This is a genomic window from Ruegeria sp. YTSC004 (assembly GCF_059609805.1).
Genome location: NZ_JBXWMJ010000007.1, coordinates 165610 through 181223, shown reverse-complemented (window position 1 = coordinate 181223; position 15614 = coordinate 165610). Strand labels below are relative to the sequence as shown.

Genomic DNA, 15614 nt, shown 5'->3' with positions numbered 1-15614 from the left:
GTCCAAAGCCTTGTGGCCGCAACCGGGACGACTATGCTTTCTCGCGGCCCGAGTCGGCCTCATACGCTTCGATAATGGCGGCCACAAGCGGGTGGCGCACAACATCCTTGGACGTGAAGTAGTTGAAGCTGATGTTTGGTATCGTATTCAACAAACGCTCGGCATCGGCCAGCCCTGACTGAACACCGCGCGGCAGGTCAACCTGCGAGCGGTCACCGGTGATCACCATTCGGCTTCCTTCACCCAGACGCGTCAGGAACATTTTCATCTGCATCGTCGTGGCGTTCTGAGCTTCATCCAGCACAACAAACGCATTCGCCAGCGTACGCCCCCGCATGAAGGCCAGCGGCGCGATTTCGATTCGCTTTTCTTCGATCAGCTTGGCCAGCTGCTTTCCCGGAAGAAAGTCATTCAATGCGTCGTAAAGCGGCTGCATGTAAGGATCGACTTTGTCTTTCATGTCACCGGGCAGATAGCCCAGCTTTTCGCCAGCTTCGACTGCAGGCCGGCTGAGAATGATCCGATCAACATGGCCTCCGATAAACATCGACACGCCAGCGGCCACGGCAAGATAGGTCTTACCTGTACCGGCAGGGCCAATTCCAAAGGCCAGTTCGTTCTGGAACAGCGACTGGACATAAGCCTTTTGCGCATCCGTGCGCGGCTCGACCAGTTTCTTGCGCGTCTTGATTTCGACCGTGCCGCCTCTGAACATCTCAAGCTGATCACCGTCGCGGCTGCCGGTTCCCGTCTCCGAGCCACCCATCCGCAACTCGCGGTCCACATCGGCCGCTTCGACGTCACGTCCGCCTTCCAGGCGTGTGTACAGCGCCTGCAAAACCTCGATAGCCTGCTTCTGGGCGTCTTCGTCACCCATAACGGCCAGCTGATTCCCGCGGCGCACAATCTGGACAGATAGCTTTTGCTCAATATCTGTCAGATTGCGGTCATATTCCCCACACAGGTCTATTAACAATCGGTTGTCTGGAAACTCAACAAACGCTTCGCGCTGAGGCATTTCATCTTGCGGTGGGTTTAGGGCACCGATGGCCAATCCGCTCTCCTGTCTTGGCGTTTCACCTTGAGCGTAGACAGGAAGTCTTGGTGGGCGCAAGCCACAGTTTCATTTTTTCCGCCCAAATGGCAAAACCGCCAATGCGCCCGGCCCGTGCGCCGCACCTGTTGGCGCCGCTGTTTTGGTCGGCGCGTCAGAACCGATAGTTCAAACCCAGCTTCAGACCGCGATACTTCGGTGTCGATCTGGTTGAGGTTCCATTGCCGAAATCCACGTTTTCAGCGCTGAACTGAACGTATTCGAACTCACCCGTGATCGACCAGTGTTCGGTCAGGTTACGTTCGGCTCCGATGCTGGCAGTAAAGCCGCTGCGCCGGCCGCCACTTTCGAAGAATTGAGAGCCCCCCTGGACGGCCTGTCTGCTTGTTGTGTTGATGTCGCCATTCACATATCCAGCCGACACAAAATACAACACTGTACCGCTTTTATTGGTCAGGCCATTGCGCAGCCGAATCGAGAACACGTCCGATATTTCGGACCCGCCCGTGACCGTCTGGCCGTTGATCTGGTTGGAGGCGTCATCGCTAAGCGAGCCGAACTCGTACCCAAGCTCAAACCCGTAAACATAGTCGCGCCCGCCGCGCGCAGGCAAAACGCCGCGCCACCCGGCACGCACGCCACCCAACGAACCGCTCAGGTCCAGGTCGCCTACTTCCGAGGTTCCGCTGGGTCCAGTCAGCCCAAATCGATCGTCGCCTCTGAAAGCGTACGCGCCCGTAGCACCCAGGTAAAAGGCGCTGACGTCACTGCCGAACCGTTTGGGGTTAACGACAGGAGGGTCAGAGAGACCTTGATCCAGATTGCCTGCAGCGGTCACATCGGGAAGCGCCGTAATAGCGATCGCGGTGGTAAGAGCGGATTTCAACAGCCGCCCTGATAAACGTTTCAAAGTCTTCACTCGTACCCTTTCCATTCACCGACCTGCTCATCCCGCCGGCAAGAGATGAGGTTTCCCAAAGGCGCAAAACACTCGCCCTCTAAGCAACCTGATTTTTCTCGGAACATAATTCCGAGTAATAAATCAAGGGTAAATTTGGAATTAACAAAACCGTATGGTTTCTAAAATCCAAATAACGGACGCGTTAGCGCAACGCACCCGCCAGTGAATTTGCGCCCGATGACATGATCCGGACATCGCGCAATTCGCCTACCGCAACATCAGCGTCAGAAACGTGAACCGAATGAAGATACTCGGATTTTCCGACCATCTGACTTGGCAGACGACCCGGTTTTTCAAACAGCACTTTCACGTCCCGTCCAACCATCGCGTCCTGAATCTCGCGCTGGTGACGGGTAATCAACCCCTGAAGCCGCTGCAGACGATCGTCCGCAGCCTTGGGATCAACCTGAGACCGCTCAGCCGCCGGTGTTCCGGGGCGGGTCGAATATTTGAACGAATACGCATATCCGTATTTGACCTCTTCCACCAAATCCATGGTGGCCTGAAAATCCTCTTCGGTCTCTTCAGGGAAGCCGACGATGAAGTCGCCGGACATCACGATATCCGGACGCGCTGCGCGAATACGTTCGATCAGGCGCAGATAGCTCTCGGCGGTGTGACTGCGGTTCATTCGCTTGAGGATGCGATCCGAACCCGACTGAACCGGCAGATGCAGATAAGGCATCAGCTTGTCGCACGTCCCGTGCGCCTCGATCAGGTCATCGGCCATGTCGTTGGGGTGTGAGGTGGTGAACCGGATCCGCTCTAGCCCGTCGACCTTGTTCAGCTCCCAGATCAGACCGGCCAGCGTCATGTCACCATTCGGACCAGCGCCGTGATAGGCGTTGACGTTCTGCCCCAGCAGAGTGATTTCGCGTACTCCGCGTTCGACCAGATCGTTCGCCTCACGCAGGATACGATCAGCGGGACGGCTGACTTCGGCCCCGCGCGTATAAGGCACCACGCAGAAGGCGCAGAACTTGTCGCAGCCCTCTTGCACCGTCAGAAACGCAGTCGGACCACGTTTGGCCTTTGGTCGGCCTTTGAGTTTCTCAAACTTGTCCTCTTCGGGGAAATCCGTGTCCAGTGCCTTGGCACCGGTGCGCGTCTTCGCCTCCATCTCGGGCAGGCGGTGATAGCTTTGCGGGCCAACAACAAGGTCGACCATCGGCTGACGACGCATGATCTCTTCGCCTTCCGCCTGCGCAACACATCCCGCAACACCGATCTTGAGGTCGGGCTTTTCAGTCTTCAAACCTTTGAACCGGCCAAGCTCGGAATAGATTTTTTCCGCGGCTTTTTCCCGAATATGGCAGGTGTTCAGCAGGATCATATCCGCATCATCGGGGCTTTTGGTTTCCACGTAACCCTGACCGCCCAGCGTTTCCGCCATACGCTCGCTGTCGTATACGTTCATCTGGCAACCATAGGTCTTGATGTACAGCTTTTTGGGTTCTGACATGAAAACGGCCTTTGCATTCGCGGGATCGGCGTCGTCTATACCCAACGAACGCCGCTTGCAATGGCGACGCGATTACCTGATTTTGACCCGAAACTCCAGCAAGGCGGCAGCGGACAGGCAATGCAATACGAATCTTTCGACTCTTTTTTGCAAACGGGCAAGGCCGCTTTGGCAAAGGGACCCCTCGCGTTGGTTTTCGTCGAAGATGACGTCGAAATTGATAGCACCATCCGTCACCATCTGAATCTGGGCTTTGAGTCTTTGATCGTATTCATGCCGCAGGAATTTGTGCTGGACCCCGAACTTGGGGATCAAGTTCACCGCGTCACTCTCAGCTGCGTTCCCCGCACCATCGTGTTTGAGACGATCAACAAGATCATTCAGGCGGCACCAGGTTTGTGGATGTATTACTGCTTTAACGCCGAGTACCTCTTCTTTCCCTTTTGCGAGACGCGTTCAATCGGAGAGATGCTGGCGTTTCACACTGAAGAGCGCCGCGACTCGATGCTGAGCCATGTTGTCGATCTGTATGCCGAGGATCTGAACGAATTCCCGAATGGCGTCGCACCTCAACGCGCGATGATGGATCGCACAGGGTATTTTGCCCAGGCGCGTCTGGATTCAATGAAGCACCCGAAGGAGCGCCAGCTGGATATGTCTGGTGGTTTACGATGGCGGTTCGAAGAACACGTTCCCGCACAAAACCGCCGAATTGACCGGATCGCCCTGTTCAAATCCAAAAGTGGATTGTTATTGCGGCCGGATCACACGTTTAACGACGAAGAATACAATACGTATTCTTGCCCGTGGCACCACAATTTGACTGCTGCGGTGTGCTCGTTCCGGGCAGCCAAAGCCTTGAAAACCAACGCAGGATCTACCTTCGACATTCCAACATTCCGCTGGCGCAATTCGATCCCGTTCGAATGGTCGTCAAACCAGTTGCTTGAGATGGGGTTGATCGAAACGGGCCAGTGGTTCTGACCCGCCTCTTTGACCTCTTCGGTGTCTGATCACCGCCGCAGCAACATCGGAAACCAATCCTCGCGCAAGCGCTGGCCTGGAATCATGTCATGCCCCGGAAACGGCGGCGATGTCCGGCCTGGCCGCTCGACATATCGCGCATCGTCACCAACCAAACGCAGTGAAAATGCGCGGCGGCGGCTGTCGGATTGATTTCCTCGCGCGCCGTGAAGCGTGCGATAGTTGAAAGCAACCGCGTCGCCCGGCTCCATCTCGAACTCGACAACCCGCATCCCTTCGGCATCCGGGTCCGGGGCCGGGATGTACTGGCCTTCGTCGGGAAAGAACCCGTCTTCCGAAACCCAGCGGGTCGGCAAGACCTCTTTCTCCCACCGGTGCGAGCCTGCCACACAGCGCAGTGTGGCTTGCGTGACCGGATCAAGCGGCGACCAAAAGCTGATCGTTTGCTGCCCTTCAACAAAGTAATAGGGCCCATCCTGATGCCACGGCGTCGCCATCGAGGTTCCGGGCTCTTTGACCAAAACGTGGTCGTGGAACATCTGCACTGTATCCGACTGCATCAAATCTGCCGCGACTTCTGCCGCCGGGGATTCGTGAATGACCGTCTGAAATTGTTCAATGCGCGACCAGTTGCAATAATCGTCGAAAAACCGACCCGTCTGGCCTTCTTTCTTGTTCTCGGAAGCATACGGCCCGGGATCCGCCATATTCGCTGCCACCCCTTCGCGCAGGGCCTCAACGTGATCGGCAAATAGCCCTTTGATCAGGACAACGCCGTCCCGTTGATAGGTGTCGATCATTTCGTGAGTAACCAAGGGGTGCGTCATGTCTGTCTCCGTGCCGGCGGTAGGACGATCTGCGCATGGATGCCCCCTCTGTTCAAATAATATCTTTCTAAGTTAGGTTTAATTTCATGTTATATATTTCACTTCGCCAATACGAATATGTCTGTGCTATCGGCCGCTTCGGCAGCTTGTCTGCCGCGGCGCAACAGCTGAATGTCTCACAACCTGCGCTGTCCACCGCTCTGACGCGCGTCGAATCGCATCTTGGTCATCCGTTATTTTCGCGAAAACGCGGGGCCGCGCTGGCGCTGACCCCGCAAGGACGCAGATTTATCGAAGACGCGGAAAACTTGCTGACCAATGCGGCCCGGCTTGAGAAAGCGGATCAGGTCAGTGCAACCTGGGCACAGTTGCGATTGGGGTGTTTCGTGGATTTGGCCCCGTTTTTGCTGGCCAAGGCGCTGCACCCGCTTCGCGTGGCACTGCCGGACTTGACCGTTTCGTACAAGGTGGACGGGTTCGAAGGGCTGATATCTGGCCTGATTGACGGGCGTATAGATTTGGCGCTGACATACGGCATGAGCATGGATGCCGGATTTCAACAGCAGACCCTTTTCCCCAGCAGGCCAAATGCCATCATGGCCCCGGATCACCCATTGGCGCACGTGCCGTCTGTTTCGCTGAGCGAGCTGGCCGCCCATCCGCTAATCCTGTCAAACGAAGGCCTCTCATCACAGCACGTGCTTGGACTGTTTCGGCAGATCGGATTGCGACCTTCAGTGGCACACCGGGCGGCAACGCTGGAAATCCAGCGCAGTCTTGCCGCTCATCATGAGGGGGTCGCGATCAGCTATGCCACCCCGCCCTCGAACGTCAGCTATGACGGAATCCCCCTGGTCAGTCGCCGAATCCTGGATGACATCGCTGCGGAACCTGTGGTTCTGGCCCGCCACGGCATCGGCCCTACAGAGCCGCACATCGCGCAGGCGGAACAGATTCTGATGGAGTTGTTGGCCTGAGTTACTTTTTCCGCAGACGGATCACTACGTCGACCGACGCGATTTCAACGCCCTCGGGCGCTTCGGGCAGGCGTTGAATCACCAATTGATCCGACGGCGCATCACTCAGGCGGCTTTCGTCTTCCCAGAAAAAATGCGGATGATCGTGGGTATTGGTATCGAAATAGCTTTTCGAGCCATCAACCGTGATCTCCTGCAGAACCCCGGCCTCACAAAACGCGCGCAGCGTGTTGTAGACCGTTGCCAGAGATACGGCGTCCCCATTCTTTTTGGCCGCCTCAAACAGGCTTTCGGCAGTGACATGCCGATGGCGACCATCGCCGACTAAAAGCTCGGCCAAAGCGACACGCTGGCGCGTTGGGCGCAGCCCCGCGTCAACCAACCAATCTGTGGCTCTGTTCTGGCTCTGAGGTGTCATCAATCCGAAACCCAATTGTTGCTGAACCATATATAGGTGCTGTGTTCGGGTAATTTCAAATGAAATTCATTCGCAAAGAATGCCGTCTGCACAACAGGATGTGACGTGCTGCTCTTGCAGGACCTTGCATACGGGTGCTAGACGAGGCCAGATATAACGAACGGACCCCTGGCAGGAGAGGCGGCAGAATGGCCCAATTCCCGAGCAGCTTTGACAAGGACGATCTGCTGAAATGCGCCCGTGGCGAATTATTCGGCCCCGGTAATGCGCAATTGCCTGCACCTCCGATGCTGATGATGGATCGGATCACCGACGTCTCGGCCGATGGTGGCGCGCATGGCAAAGGCCACATACTGGCCGAATTCGACATCACCCCTGACCTGTGGTTCTTTGATTGCCACTTCCCCGGCAACCCCATCATGCCCGGCTGTCTGGGACTGGACGGCCTATGGCAGTTGACTGGTTTCAACCTGGGCTGGCGTGGCTGGCAGGGACGCGGCATGGCCGTAGGCGTCGGCGAGGTCAAGCTGACCGGCATGGTCCGCCCGGACCGCAAGATGCTGACCTACAAGATCGACTTCAAAAAAGCGATCCAGACCCGCCGCCTGACCATGGGTGTGGCGGATGGTATCGTCGAAGCGGATGGTGAAATGATTTACGATGTCAAAGACATGAAAGTCGTTCTGTCCGAAGCCTGAGCCTGACCGGCCCGAAATAAGGAGCACGCACATGCGTCGAGTAGTTGTCACCGGTTTGGGGGTCGTGTCCTCCATCGGGAACAATGCCCAGGAAGTATTGGCCTCTCTCAAGGCCGGAAAGTCCGGCATCGAGGCCAACGAGCAGATGGTCGAACACGGCTTTCGCAGTCAGATCGCCGGAACGCTCAAGATCGATCCGGCTGAGCATGTAGACAAGCGTACCCTTCGCTTCATGGGTCCCGGTGCAGCATACGCGCATATCGCCATGAATCAGGCAATCGCCGATGCTGGCCTGACAGAAGACCAGGTCGTGAACCCGCGCACCGGTTTGGTCGCCGGTTCCGGCGGTCCGTCGACCAGCGCAATGCTGACGGCGCATCAGACTGTTCTGAAAACCGGCGCGACCAAGCGTATCGGCCCCTTCGCCGTGCCGAAATGCATGTGTTCGACGATCTCGGCCAACCTTGCGACCGCGTTCAAGATCAAGGGCATCAATTATTCAATCACCTCGGCCTGCTCGACCTCGCTGCATTGCATCGGCAACGCGGCGGAACAGATCATGCTGGGCAAACAGGATGTCATGTTCGCCGGTGGCGGAGAAGAACTGGACTGGACCCTGTCCTGCCTGTTCGACGCGATGGGTGCCATGTCCTCCAAGTACAACGACACTCCGGAAAAAGCATCCCGGGCATTCGACCAGGATCGCGACGGATTCGTCATCTCCGGCGGCGGCGGGATCGTCGTTCTTGAGGATCTGGAACACGCGCTGGCCCGCGGCGCAAAAATTTATGCCGAAGTGACTGGGTATGCGGCCACGTCGGATGGCCACGACATGGTGGCACCATCCGGTGAAGGTGGCGAACGCGCGATGCGTCTGGCTCTGTCGACCATGCCCGAAGGGCGCAAAGTCGGCTACATCAACGCCCACGGCACCTCGACCCCGGTTGGAGACGTTGGCGAAGTTGAAGCCGTGCGCCGAATCTTTGGTGAAGGCAATGTGCCCCCGATCTCATCGACCAAGTCGATGACCGGACACGCACAGGGTGCGGCAGGCGCGCTGGAGACGATCTTCTGCCTGTTAATGCTGGACAATGATTTTATTACGCCGTCGATCAATGTCGACACGCTTGCCGAAGGCATCTTGCCCGGTGAAATTGCAACTCAAGTAGTTGAAAACGCAGGATTGGATAGTGTGATGACCAACAGCTTCGGCTTTGGCGGCACCAACGGGTCCATGATCCTGTCGAAGTATAACGGGTGAATGTAATGTCGGATCTTCTAAAAGGTAAACGCGGCCTGATCATGGGCGTGGCCAATGACCGCTCGATTGCGTGGGGCATTGCCAAGGCCATGCATGAGGCCGGTGCCGAACTGGCATTCACATATCAGGGCGAGGCGTTCGGTAAACGTCTTGAGCCATTGGCCCAAAGCCTGGGCAGTGATTTCATGGTGGACGCGGACGTCACGGATGACACCTCGCTGGATCGCGCATTCGAAGAGCTTGGCGCGCGCTGGCCCACCATCGACTTCGTGGTTCATGCGATTGCCTTTTCGGATAAATCCGAACTGACGGGACGTTTTCTGAACACCACGCGTGCCAACTTCAAGCACTCGCTGGACGTGTCGGCGTATTCCTTCATCGAGGTCGCGCGCCGCGCTTATCCGCTGATGCAAGAGAATGGCGGCACGCTGCTGACCCTGACGTATCAGGGATCGAACAAGGTTGTTCCGAACTATAACGTCATGGGTGTGGCCAAAGCCGCACTGGAATCGGCGACCCGCTATCTGGCCAACGATCTGGGTCCAGAAGGCATTCGAGTCAATGCGATCTCGCCCGGCCCGATGAAGACGCTGGCAGGTGCTGCAATCGGCGGTGCCCGCAAGACTTACAAATTCTGCGATCAGAACGCGCCCATGCGCTCGAACGCAACGCTCGAGGCTGTTGGCGGCACGGCCGTTTACCTCACTTCAGATGCGGGAGCATGCACGTCGGGTGAGATCATTCGCGTCGATGGCGGCTTCCACGTTCTGGGCATGCCGCAACCTGATCACATGTGACCCGATCTTTCCCTGCCGGTGCCAAGATTTCACCATCTTTCACGGGCAGGGATATCGGCATGAGCAAAGCCGAACATATCCTTTCCAGCAACACTCGCAGCATCCGGTCGCGCCGCAGATCCGGATTTCTGGGCACGCGTGGCATTGTCGCGTTATTGGCCCTGACCACCCTATTGTTGTTTGTGTTTTTCACACAGCCGCAGATGCGGGAAACCGTCAAAGCCTGGATCAGCCTCATAACAGGCTGATCCAACTCGTTTCATTGGTCAGTTAATTGAAACGACCTCGATATCGAAAATCAGATCCTGACCAGCCAATGGATGGTTAGCATCCAGCGTGACGGTTGCTTCGTCGACCTCGATCACCGTCACCGGAACCGCCTGTCCGTCTGGCGTTTGCATTTGCAATTGGGTGCCAGGATCCAGCGGAATATCGTCCGGAATGCCTTCACGCGGGATCTGCTGGCGCGCTGCGGGGTTGATCGGGCCATAGGCGTCCACGCAGGCGATCTCGACCAGCTTTTTGTCCCCAATGTTCAAACCCGGCATCGCCGAATCCAAACCCGGGATAATCTGGCCCGTGCCAACGACGAATTCCAGCGGGTCACGTCCTTCGGAACTGTCAAAGACGTTTCCGTCCAACAGCGTTCCTGTGTAATGGATGCGAACCGTGTCGCCTTGTTTGATTTCCGTCATATTGGTCTCCGGCCTCTTTTGGGGTTTAGCGGCCAAGCCTAGGAGGTAACACGACATTGTAAACCCCACCCTCTTTCATGCCCGTTATTGTTGTGCAAACCTGCGCCGGACGATCAGGAGGGGACCGGATGCCAATCACAACCTGCATTTTCGATGCGTATGGAACGCTGTTCGACGTGGCCGCCGCCGCACGACAAGCAGCCGGGGAACCGGGCTTTGAGAAACTGCAACATAAGTGGCCCGAACTCGCCAATCATTGGCGCCTGAAACAGCTGCAATACACCTGGCTGCGCGCGGTCACGGATGCTCATGCGGATTTCTGGGATGTTACACAGGATGGCCTCGACTGGGCGCTTGAGGCGACCGGCCTGGACGGCGACGCAACACTGCGGCAACGGCTTCTGGATCTGTACTGGGAATTGCAGGCCTATTCCGAAGTTCCAGAAATGCTGCGCGCACTAAAAGCGGGTGAGTTGCAAACAGCGATCTTGTCAAATGGCTCGCCACCGATGCTTGATGGCGCGGTTCAGTCAGCGGGTATCGGGGACGTTTTGGACGACGTGTTGTCCGTGGAAAGCGTCGGAGTCTTCAAGCCGGATTCGCGGGTCTATGACCTTGTGCAGGAACGGTTCTGCTGTGCCCGAAACGAGGTTCTGTTCGTCAGCTCGAATGGCTGGGATGCGGCTGGGGCCAGCGGGTACGGCTTTGTCACCGCCTGGGTCAATCGCGCCGGGGAACCGATGGACCGCTTGCCATGGAAGCCTGCGCATGTACTGTCCGACCTAACGACGATTCCGCAACTGGCTGGACTTTAATGGCATTTTTCACTTCGTCTGATGACAGGCGTCTTTTTTTCGAGGACACCGGCTCTGGTGCGCCTGTGCTTTGCCTTGCCGGGTTGACCCGCAACAGCAAGGATTTTTCGTTCCTCGCGCCGCATCTGGGTGACATGCGGGTAATTGCGATGGATTACCGCGGGCGCGGTCGCTCGAACCATGACCCGGACTTTATGAACTACAACGTCCTTCGCGAATCTCAAGACGCGATCGAGCTGCTGGACCATCTTGGTCTGGACCGTGTGAATGTCATCGGCACCTCGCGTGGGGGGCTGATTGCCATGGCGCTAGCCGCCAGCCATCCCGAACGGTTGTTGAGCGTTGTTTTGAACGACGTCGGTCCGGTGCTGGAACCATCGGGTATCGCCAAGATCATGGAATTTGTCGGCAAGCAGCCCGTTTCCAAAACATATGATTTGGCGGCCCGGGCGTTGCAGCACGTCTTGGGGCCCCAATTTCCCGGCGTGTCACTAGCGCGTTGGCGGCAGCAGGCGGAAGTCCAATTCGACGAAACGCCTGATGGTCTGACCCTCAGCTATGATCCTGCGCTGCGTACAGCGCTTCTGGAACAGGCCGCTGCAGGGCCCGCCCCTGATCTGTGGCCCCTGTTTGAAGCACTGCAGAGCATTCCAACCGGCGTCATTCGCGGCACAAATTCGGATATTTTGGGCAAAGACACGCTGACTGAAATGCACAACCGCCACCCTGATCTTATATCGACAGAAATACCCGACCGTGGTCATCCCCCGTTTCTGGATGAACCACAGTCGGTAGAACTCATTCGCAAGGTACTGGTCACCGCATGAGCACACTTGAAATGATCGAGGCCGCCGCCGAGCGCCTCAGAGGGCATGTTCGCGAGACACCGATTCTAACCTCGCCGTTTCTGGACAAAATCGCGGGCCGCCGCGTGCTGGTGAAACCCGAGTGTTTGCAACATACCGGCAGCTTCAAGTTTCGCGGGGCCTGGTCGGCGATATCGGCCCTTGGTGATGCGGACCGGCAGCGCGGTGTCATCGCCTATTCCTCGGGCAATCATGCGCAGGGCGTGGCCTATGCGGCCGCGCAGCACGGGATTTCCTCGGTCATCGTCATGCCCTCTGACGCACCGCAGCTAAAGATCAACAACACCCGCGCGCTGGGGGGTGAGGTCGTTCTGTATGACCGCGCAAACGAAAGCCGCGAAGAGATTGGCGAGGCGCTGGCGTCCCAACGCAGTTTGACCCTGATCCGGCCTTACGACGAACCTCAGGTCATCGCAGGACAAGGCACGGTCGGGTTGGAGCTGGCGCGGCAGACGACCGATTTGGGTATCGAGAAGGCGGATGTTCTGGTGTGCTGCGGTGGCGGCGGGTTGACCTCGGGCACTGCACTGGCGCTGGAAGGTCACGCGCCGGGGCTGCGGGCCCGCCCGTGCGAACCTCAGGGGTTCGACGACGTCAAACGGTCTTTGGCCACGGGTCATATCCAAAGCAACAACGCCGCATCGGGCAATATTTGCGATGCGATTCTGACGCCGCAACCGGGCCAGATCACATTTCCGATTCTGAACCGGCTGTGCGGTCCAGGCTTGTCGGTGTCCGAAGAAGACGCGCTGCGCGCCATGGCGCATGCGTTTTTGCGCCTAAAGATCGTTCTGGAACCGGGCGGGGCGGTGTCACTTGCCTCGGCCCTGTACCGCGCGGACGAAATCGAAGGTGATACAGTGATCGTGGTAGCATCGGGTGGCAACGCCGACCCCGAAGTCTTTGGAAAAGCGCTGGAATACCTGACCTGACAAGTCGTTTAGGCTGGGGCAACCTGACATGTGGGCGTGTGACGCCAGGGGATTGAGTCGTGCAGATCGCAGACATTGGAAACATTCAAATCCACTACCGGATCGATGGTGATCCAGGCGGCGCGCCAATTGTGTTTGCCAATTCTTTGGGAACCGATCTGCGGCTTTGGGACGATGTGTTGCCGCACCTGCCTGCAGGGCTGCGTGTGATCCGTTTTGACAAGCGCGGGCATGGTCTTTCGTCGCAACCCCCGGCCCCCTATTCGATGGGTGCGCTTGTGCGGGACGTGGAAGGATTGCTTGATTTCCTTGAAGTCCGCGATTGCGTGTTTGTCGGCCTTTCGATCGGCGGGCTGATTGGACAAGGACTGGCCGTCAAACGTCTGGATCAGGTCCGCGCTTTGGTGCTGTCCAACACCGCAGCCAAGATCGGTATCCCTTCGATCTGGCAGGACCGCATGGACGCGATACGAAAAGGCGGGATCGAGGCCCTGGCTGATGCAACCATGGAGCGCTGGTTCTCAAAGACGTTTCGCGCATCACCCGAGCATCTGCTTTGGCGCAACATGATGGTGCGCCAGCCGGTGGATGGCTATCTGGGCTGCTGCGCGGCAATCTCCGGCACAGATTTCTACACCCCCACCAGCGGCCTGCGCCTGCCGACCCTCGGCATCGCCGGCAGCGAGGACGGATCGACCCCACCGGATCTTGTGCGGGAAACCGTTGACCTGATCCCCGGCTCTCGGTTCGAGCTGATGCGACGCGCTGGGCACTTGCCTTGTGTGGAACAGCCGGCAGAATACGCGGCATTGCTGCACAGCTTTCTGACCGAAATCGGACATGTTTGAAGGAGCCTTGGTTTGGCCGATCTTCTGTTAGTCCATGGGTCCTGCCACGGTGCCTGGTGTTGGCGCGACCTTATCCCGGCGTTGGAAGCGCTGGGGCACGAGGTACGCGCCATTGACCTGCCCAGCCACGGATCGGATCCGACGCCCGTTGCCGATGTGACGCTGGACAGCTGTCGCGACACAATTTTGGATGCGACCTCGCGCAATACAATCATTGTCGGTCATTCCTGGGGTGGCTACCCGATCAGTGCCGCGGCCGAAGCCGCACCGGAGGCCATGCGCGCCCTTATCTACCTTGCCGCCTACGTCCCGCAGGATGGTCTTTCGATGGTGGAAATGCGCAAACGATCGCCCCGGCAGACAATCCATGATGCGGTCGAAAAATCAACTGACGGCCTCTCGTATACGGTTGTACCAAGCAAGGTGCATGATCTGTTCTACCACGACTGCCCACCCGAAACCGTGCCATTTGCATTTGCGCGCTTGTGCCCGCAAGCCATCGCACCACAGGACACCCCCGTGCCCTTGACCGGCAATTTCGACCGGGTTCCCAAGGCCTACATCCGGGCAACCGATGACCGGACCATCCCGACCGAATACCAGGAACAAATGAGCCGCAGCGCCCCCGAAGCGATGCGGCATACGATTGCCACGTCGCATTCCCCGTTTTTTGCGCAACCCCAAAAACTCGCTGATTTGTTGGACAAAATCGCAAAAGACCTGCCAGGGTCACAAGTCTGAGCACATCCCTTTCAACCCGCATCGTCTGCGGATAAGGTCCGCCCAAATTATCATCCTTGCGGTTCAAATGCGTCTTCCCTTTTTCTTCGTCCTTCTCACGGTCATGATCGACGCCATGGGCATCGGCCTTGTCCTGCCTATCATGCCGGAACTGATCGTCGAAGTTCAGGGTGGCACATTGGCGACAGCTGCGATCTGGGGTGGCATCCTCAGCACCGCGTTTGCCGCCAATCAATTTGTGTTCGGACCGGTTCTGGGTAACCTTTCGGATGCTTACGGGCGACGGGTGGTATTGCTGGTCTCGCTGTTCGTCATGTCACTGGACTATGTTGTCATGGCGCTTGCGGGCAGCATCTGGTTGCTGTTGGCCGGACGCATCGTCGGAGGCATTACGGCTGCCACGCATGCAACGGCGGCGGCTTTCATGGCGGATGTGTCGAAACCCCACGAAAAGGCTGCAAACTTTGGTCTATTGGGCGCAGCATTTGGCGTCGGGTTTGTCTTTGGCCCAGTACTAGGTGGGCTGCTGAGCGAATATGGCACACGTGCACCATTTTGGGCTGCGGCGGGTTTGTCTGCACTGGCCTTCATCATCGGTGTATGTGTCATGCCCGAGACGGTCACCGACAAGACGGGCCGGGCCTTCAGCCTGAGGCGGGCAAACCCAGTGAACTCTCTGCGCGCGATTGCCGCGTTGCCCGGTATCCGGCCGATGCTGTGGGTCTATCTCCTGTACTCCATCTCGATCTATGTCTACCCGGCAATTTGGGCGTATTTCACAACCGAACGGTTCGGCTGGTCACCACAAATGATCGGCCTGTCATTGGGCGTCTACGGGATCGGCATGGCGGCCGTTCAGGGCGGCCTGATCCGTCCCGCAACCAAGTATTTGGGGGAACGCGTTACAATCATCTACGGCATGGGCTTCGAGCTGTTTAGCTTTTTTCTTCTGGCCTTTCTGACCAACGGGATCATTGCCCTGATGCTAATCCCAATCACTGCGATCGGAGCGGTTGTGACCCCTGCCCTGCAGGCCCTGATGTCGCGTAAGACGCCCGATTCGCAACAGGGTGAACTGCAGGGGGTGCTGACATCCTTGCACGCTTTGTCGATGGTCATCGCACCGTTGCTCATGACCAGCGTGTTCGCCCAGTTCATTAAACCCGACGCGGTGATCTACTTGCCGGGCGCACCATTCCTCTTGGCATTCGTCATGATGGTGATCTGTCTTCTTGTGTTTTCCCGTTCACGTGGGGTCATGGCATAACTACGACATCC

At 57.6% G+C, this 15614-nt stretch carries 18 protein-coding genes; 12 read left to right on the top strand and 6 right to left on the bottom strand.

From position 1 onward, the window contains the following. Positions 1–31: 31 nt before the first annotated feature. The 3 genes from AC2FFP_RS14245 to miaB all read right to left on the bottom strand — a co-directional run bounded on the left by AC2FFP_RS14245 (position 32) and on the right by miaB (position 3477). Complete coding sequence (locus tag AC2FFP_RS14245) at positions 32–1054, bottom strand: PhoH family protein (protein ID WP_058273235.1); 1023 nt, start codon at positions 1052–1054, stop codon at positions 32–34. A gap of 154 nt (positions 1055–1208) precedes the next feature. Next, positions 1209–1940, bottom strand: coding sequence for an outer membrane protein (locus AC2FFP_RS14240; RefSeq protein ID WP_496881180.1), 732 nt, complete (start codon positions 1938–1940; stop codon positions 1209–1211). Between the two features lie 217 nt (positions 1941–2157). Beyond that, positions 2158–3477 (bottom strand): tRNA (N6-isopentenyl adenosine(37)-C2)-methylthiotransferase MiaB, encoded by a 1320-nt coding sequence (gene miaB, locus AC2FFP_RS14235; protein ID WP_496881179.1) that lies wholly within the window; start codon positions 3475–3477, stop codon positions 2158–2160. 120 nt (positions 3478–3597) lie between these two features. Between miaB and AC2FFP_RS14230 the strand changes: the two genes are divergently transcribed. Then, positions 3598–4461 carry a hypothetical protein gene (locus AC2FFP_RS14230; RefSeq protein WP_496881178.1) on the top strand — a complete coding sequence of 288 codons (864 nt, stop codon included), beginning with the start codon at positions 3598–3600 and terminating at the stop codon, positions 4459–4461. Positions 4462–4490: 29 nt separating this feature from the next. Here AC2FFP_RS14230 and AC2FFP_RS14225 read toward each other — a convergent pair whose 3' ends face one another. Beyond that, positions 4491–5288 (bottom strand): phytanoyl-CoA dioxygenase family protein, encoded by a 798-nt coding sequence (locus tag AC2FFP_RS14225; protein ID WP_496726800.1) that lies wholly within the window; start codon positions 5286–5288, stop codon positions 4491–4493. A gap of 86 nt (positions 5289–5374) precedes the next feature. On the opposite strand from AC2FFP_RS14225, the gene AC2FFP_RS14220 reads away from it, so the two are divergent. Beyond that, positions 5375–6265 (top strand): LysR family transcriptional regulator, encoded by an 891-nt coding sequence (locus tag AC2FFP_RS14220; protein WP_496767118.1) that lies wholly within the window; start codon positions 5375–5377, stop codon positions 6263–6265. Between the two features lies 1 nt (position 6266). Here the strand turns inward: AC2FFP_RS14220 and irrA are convergent, their stop codons facing one another. Beyond that, entirely contained in the window at positions 6267–6683 is a 417-nt protein-coding gene (irrA, locus tag AC2FFP_RS14215) for an iron response transcriptional regulator IrrA (RefSeq protein ID WP_109312620.1), read from the bottom strand. Between the two features lie 188 nt (positions 6684–6871). On the opposite strand from irrA, the gene fabA reads away from it, so the two are divergent. The 4 genes from fabA to AC2FFP_RS14195 are packed head-to-tail and all read left to right on the top strand — an operon-like array spanning position 6872 to position 9687. Then, on the top strand, positions 6872–7381 hold the full coding sequence (gene fabA / locus AC2FFP_RS14210) for a bifunctional 3-hydroxydecanoyl-ACP dehydratase/trans-2-decenoyl-ACP isomerase (protein WP_282152633.1): 510 nt from the start codon (positions 6872–6874) through the stop codon (positions 7379–7381). A 31-nt stretch (positions 7382–7412) separates the two neighbouring features. Then, the gene (gene fabB, locus AC2FFP_RS14205; protein ID WP_496767119.1) at positions 7413–8642 is read left to right on the top strand and encodes a beta-ketoacyl-ACP synthase I; all 1230 of its coding nucleotides are present in this window, start codon (positions 7413–7415) and stop codon (positions 8640–8642) included. 5 nt (positions 8643–8647) lie between these two features. Next, positions 8648–9439: an enoyl-ACP reductase FabI gene (locus AC2FFP_RS14200; RefSeq protein WP_496735389.1), complete on the top strand. Its 792-nt coding sequence runs from the start codon at positions 8648–8650 to the stop codon at positions 9437–9439. 59 nt (positions 9440–9498) lie between these two features. After that, positions 9499–9687 carry a hypothetical protein gene (locus tag AC2FFP_RS14195; protein ID WP_058273151.1) on the top strand — a complete coding sequence of 63 codons (189 nt, stop codon included), beginning with the start codon at positions 9499–9501 and terminating at the stop codon, positions 9685–9687. Between the two features lie 18 nt (positions 9688–9705). On the opposite strand, the gene AC2FFP_RS14190 is transcribed toward AC2FFP_RS14195, so the two are convergent. Continuing rightward, positions 9706–10134 (bottom strand): FKBP-type peptidyl-prolyl cis-trans isomerase, encoded by a 429-nt coding sequence (locus AC2FFP_RS14190; protein WP_496767120.1) that lies wholly within the window; start codon positions 10132–10134, stop codon positions 9706–9708. Between the two features lie 128 nt (positions 10135–10262). Here AC2FFP_RS14190 and AC2FFP_RS14185 point away from each other — a divergent pair, with 128 nt between their 5' ends. The 6 genes from AC2FFP_RS14185 to AC2FFP_RS14160 all read left to right on the top strand — a co-directional run bounded on the left by AC2FFP_RS14185 (position 10263) and on the right by AC2FFP_RS14160 (position 15603). Next, positions 10263–10949, top strand: coding sequence for a haloacid dehalogenase type II (locus AC2FFP_RS14185; protein WP_496735383.1), 687 nt, complete (start codon positions 10263–10265; stop codon positions 10947–10949). Beyond that, positions 10949–11776 carry an alpha/beta fold hydrolase gene (locus AC2FFP_RS14180; protein ID WP_496735382.1) on the top strand — a complete coding sequence of 276 codons (828 nt, stop codon included), beginning with the start codon at positions 10949–10951 and terminating at the stop codon, positions 11774–11776. Before AC2FFP_RS14185 ends, AC2FFP_RS14180 begins: the two co-directional genes overlap by 1 nt. After that, complete coding sequence (locus AC2FFP_RS14175) at positions 11773–12747, top strand: threonine ammonia-lyase (RefSeq protein ID WP_496767121.1); 975 nt, start codon at positions 11773–11775, stop codon at positions 12745–12747. The genes AC2FFP_RS14180 and AC2FFP_RS14175 overlap by 4 nt, the downstream gene beginning before the upstream one ends. A gap of 59 nt (positions 12748–12806) precedes the next feature. Continuing rightward, positions 12807–13595, top strand: a complete 789-nt coding sequence (pcaD, locus tag AC2FFP_RS14170) for a 3-oxoadipate enol-lactonase (RefSeq protein ID WP_496767122.1) — start codon at positions 12807–12809, stop codon at positions 13593–13595. A gap of 12 nt (positions 13596–13607) precedes the next feature. Next, positions 13608–14336, top strand: a complete 729-nt coding sequence (locus AC2FFP_RS14165) for an alpha/beta fold hydrolase (protein WP_496881177.1) — start codon at positions 13608–13610, stop codon at positions 14334–14336. 67 nt (positions 14337–14403) lie between these two features. Beyond that, complete coding sequence (locus AC2FFP_RS14160; RefSeq protein ID WP_496881176.1) at positions 14404–15603, top strand: TCR/Tet family MFS transporter; 1200 nt, start codon at positions 14404–14406, stop codon at positions 15601–15603. The last annotated feature ends 11 nt before the right edge of the window (positions 15604–15614 follow it).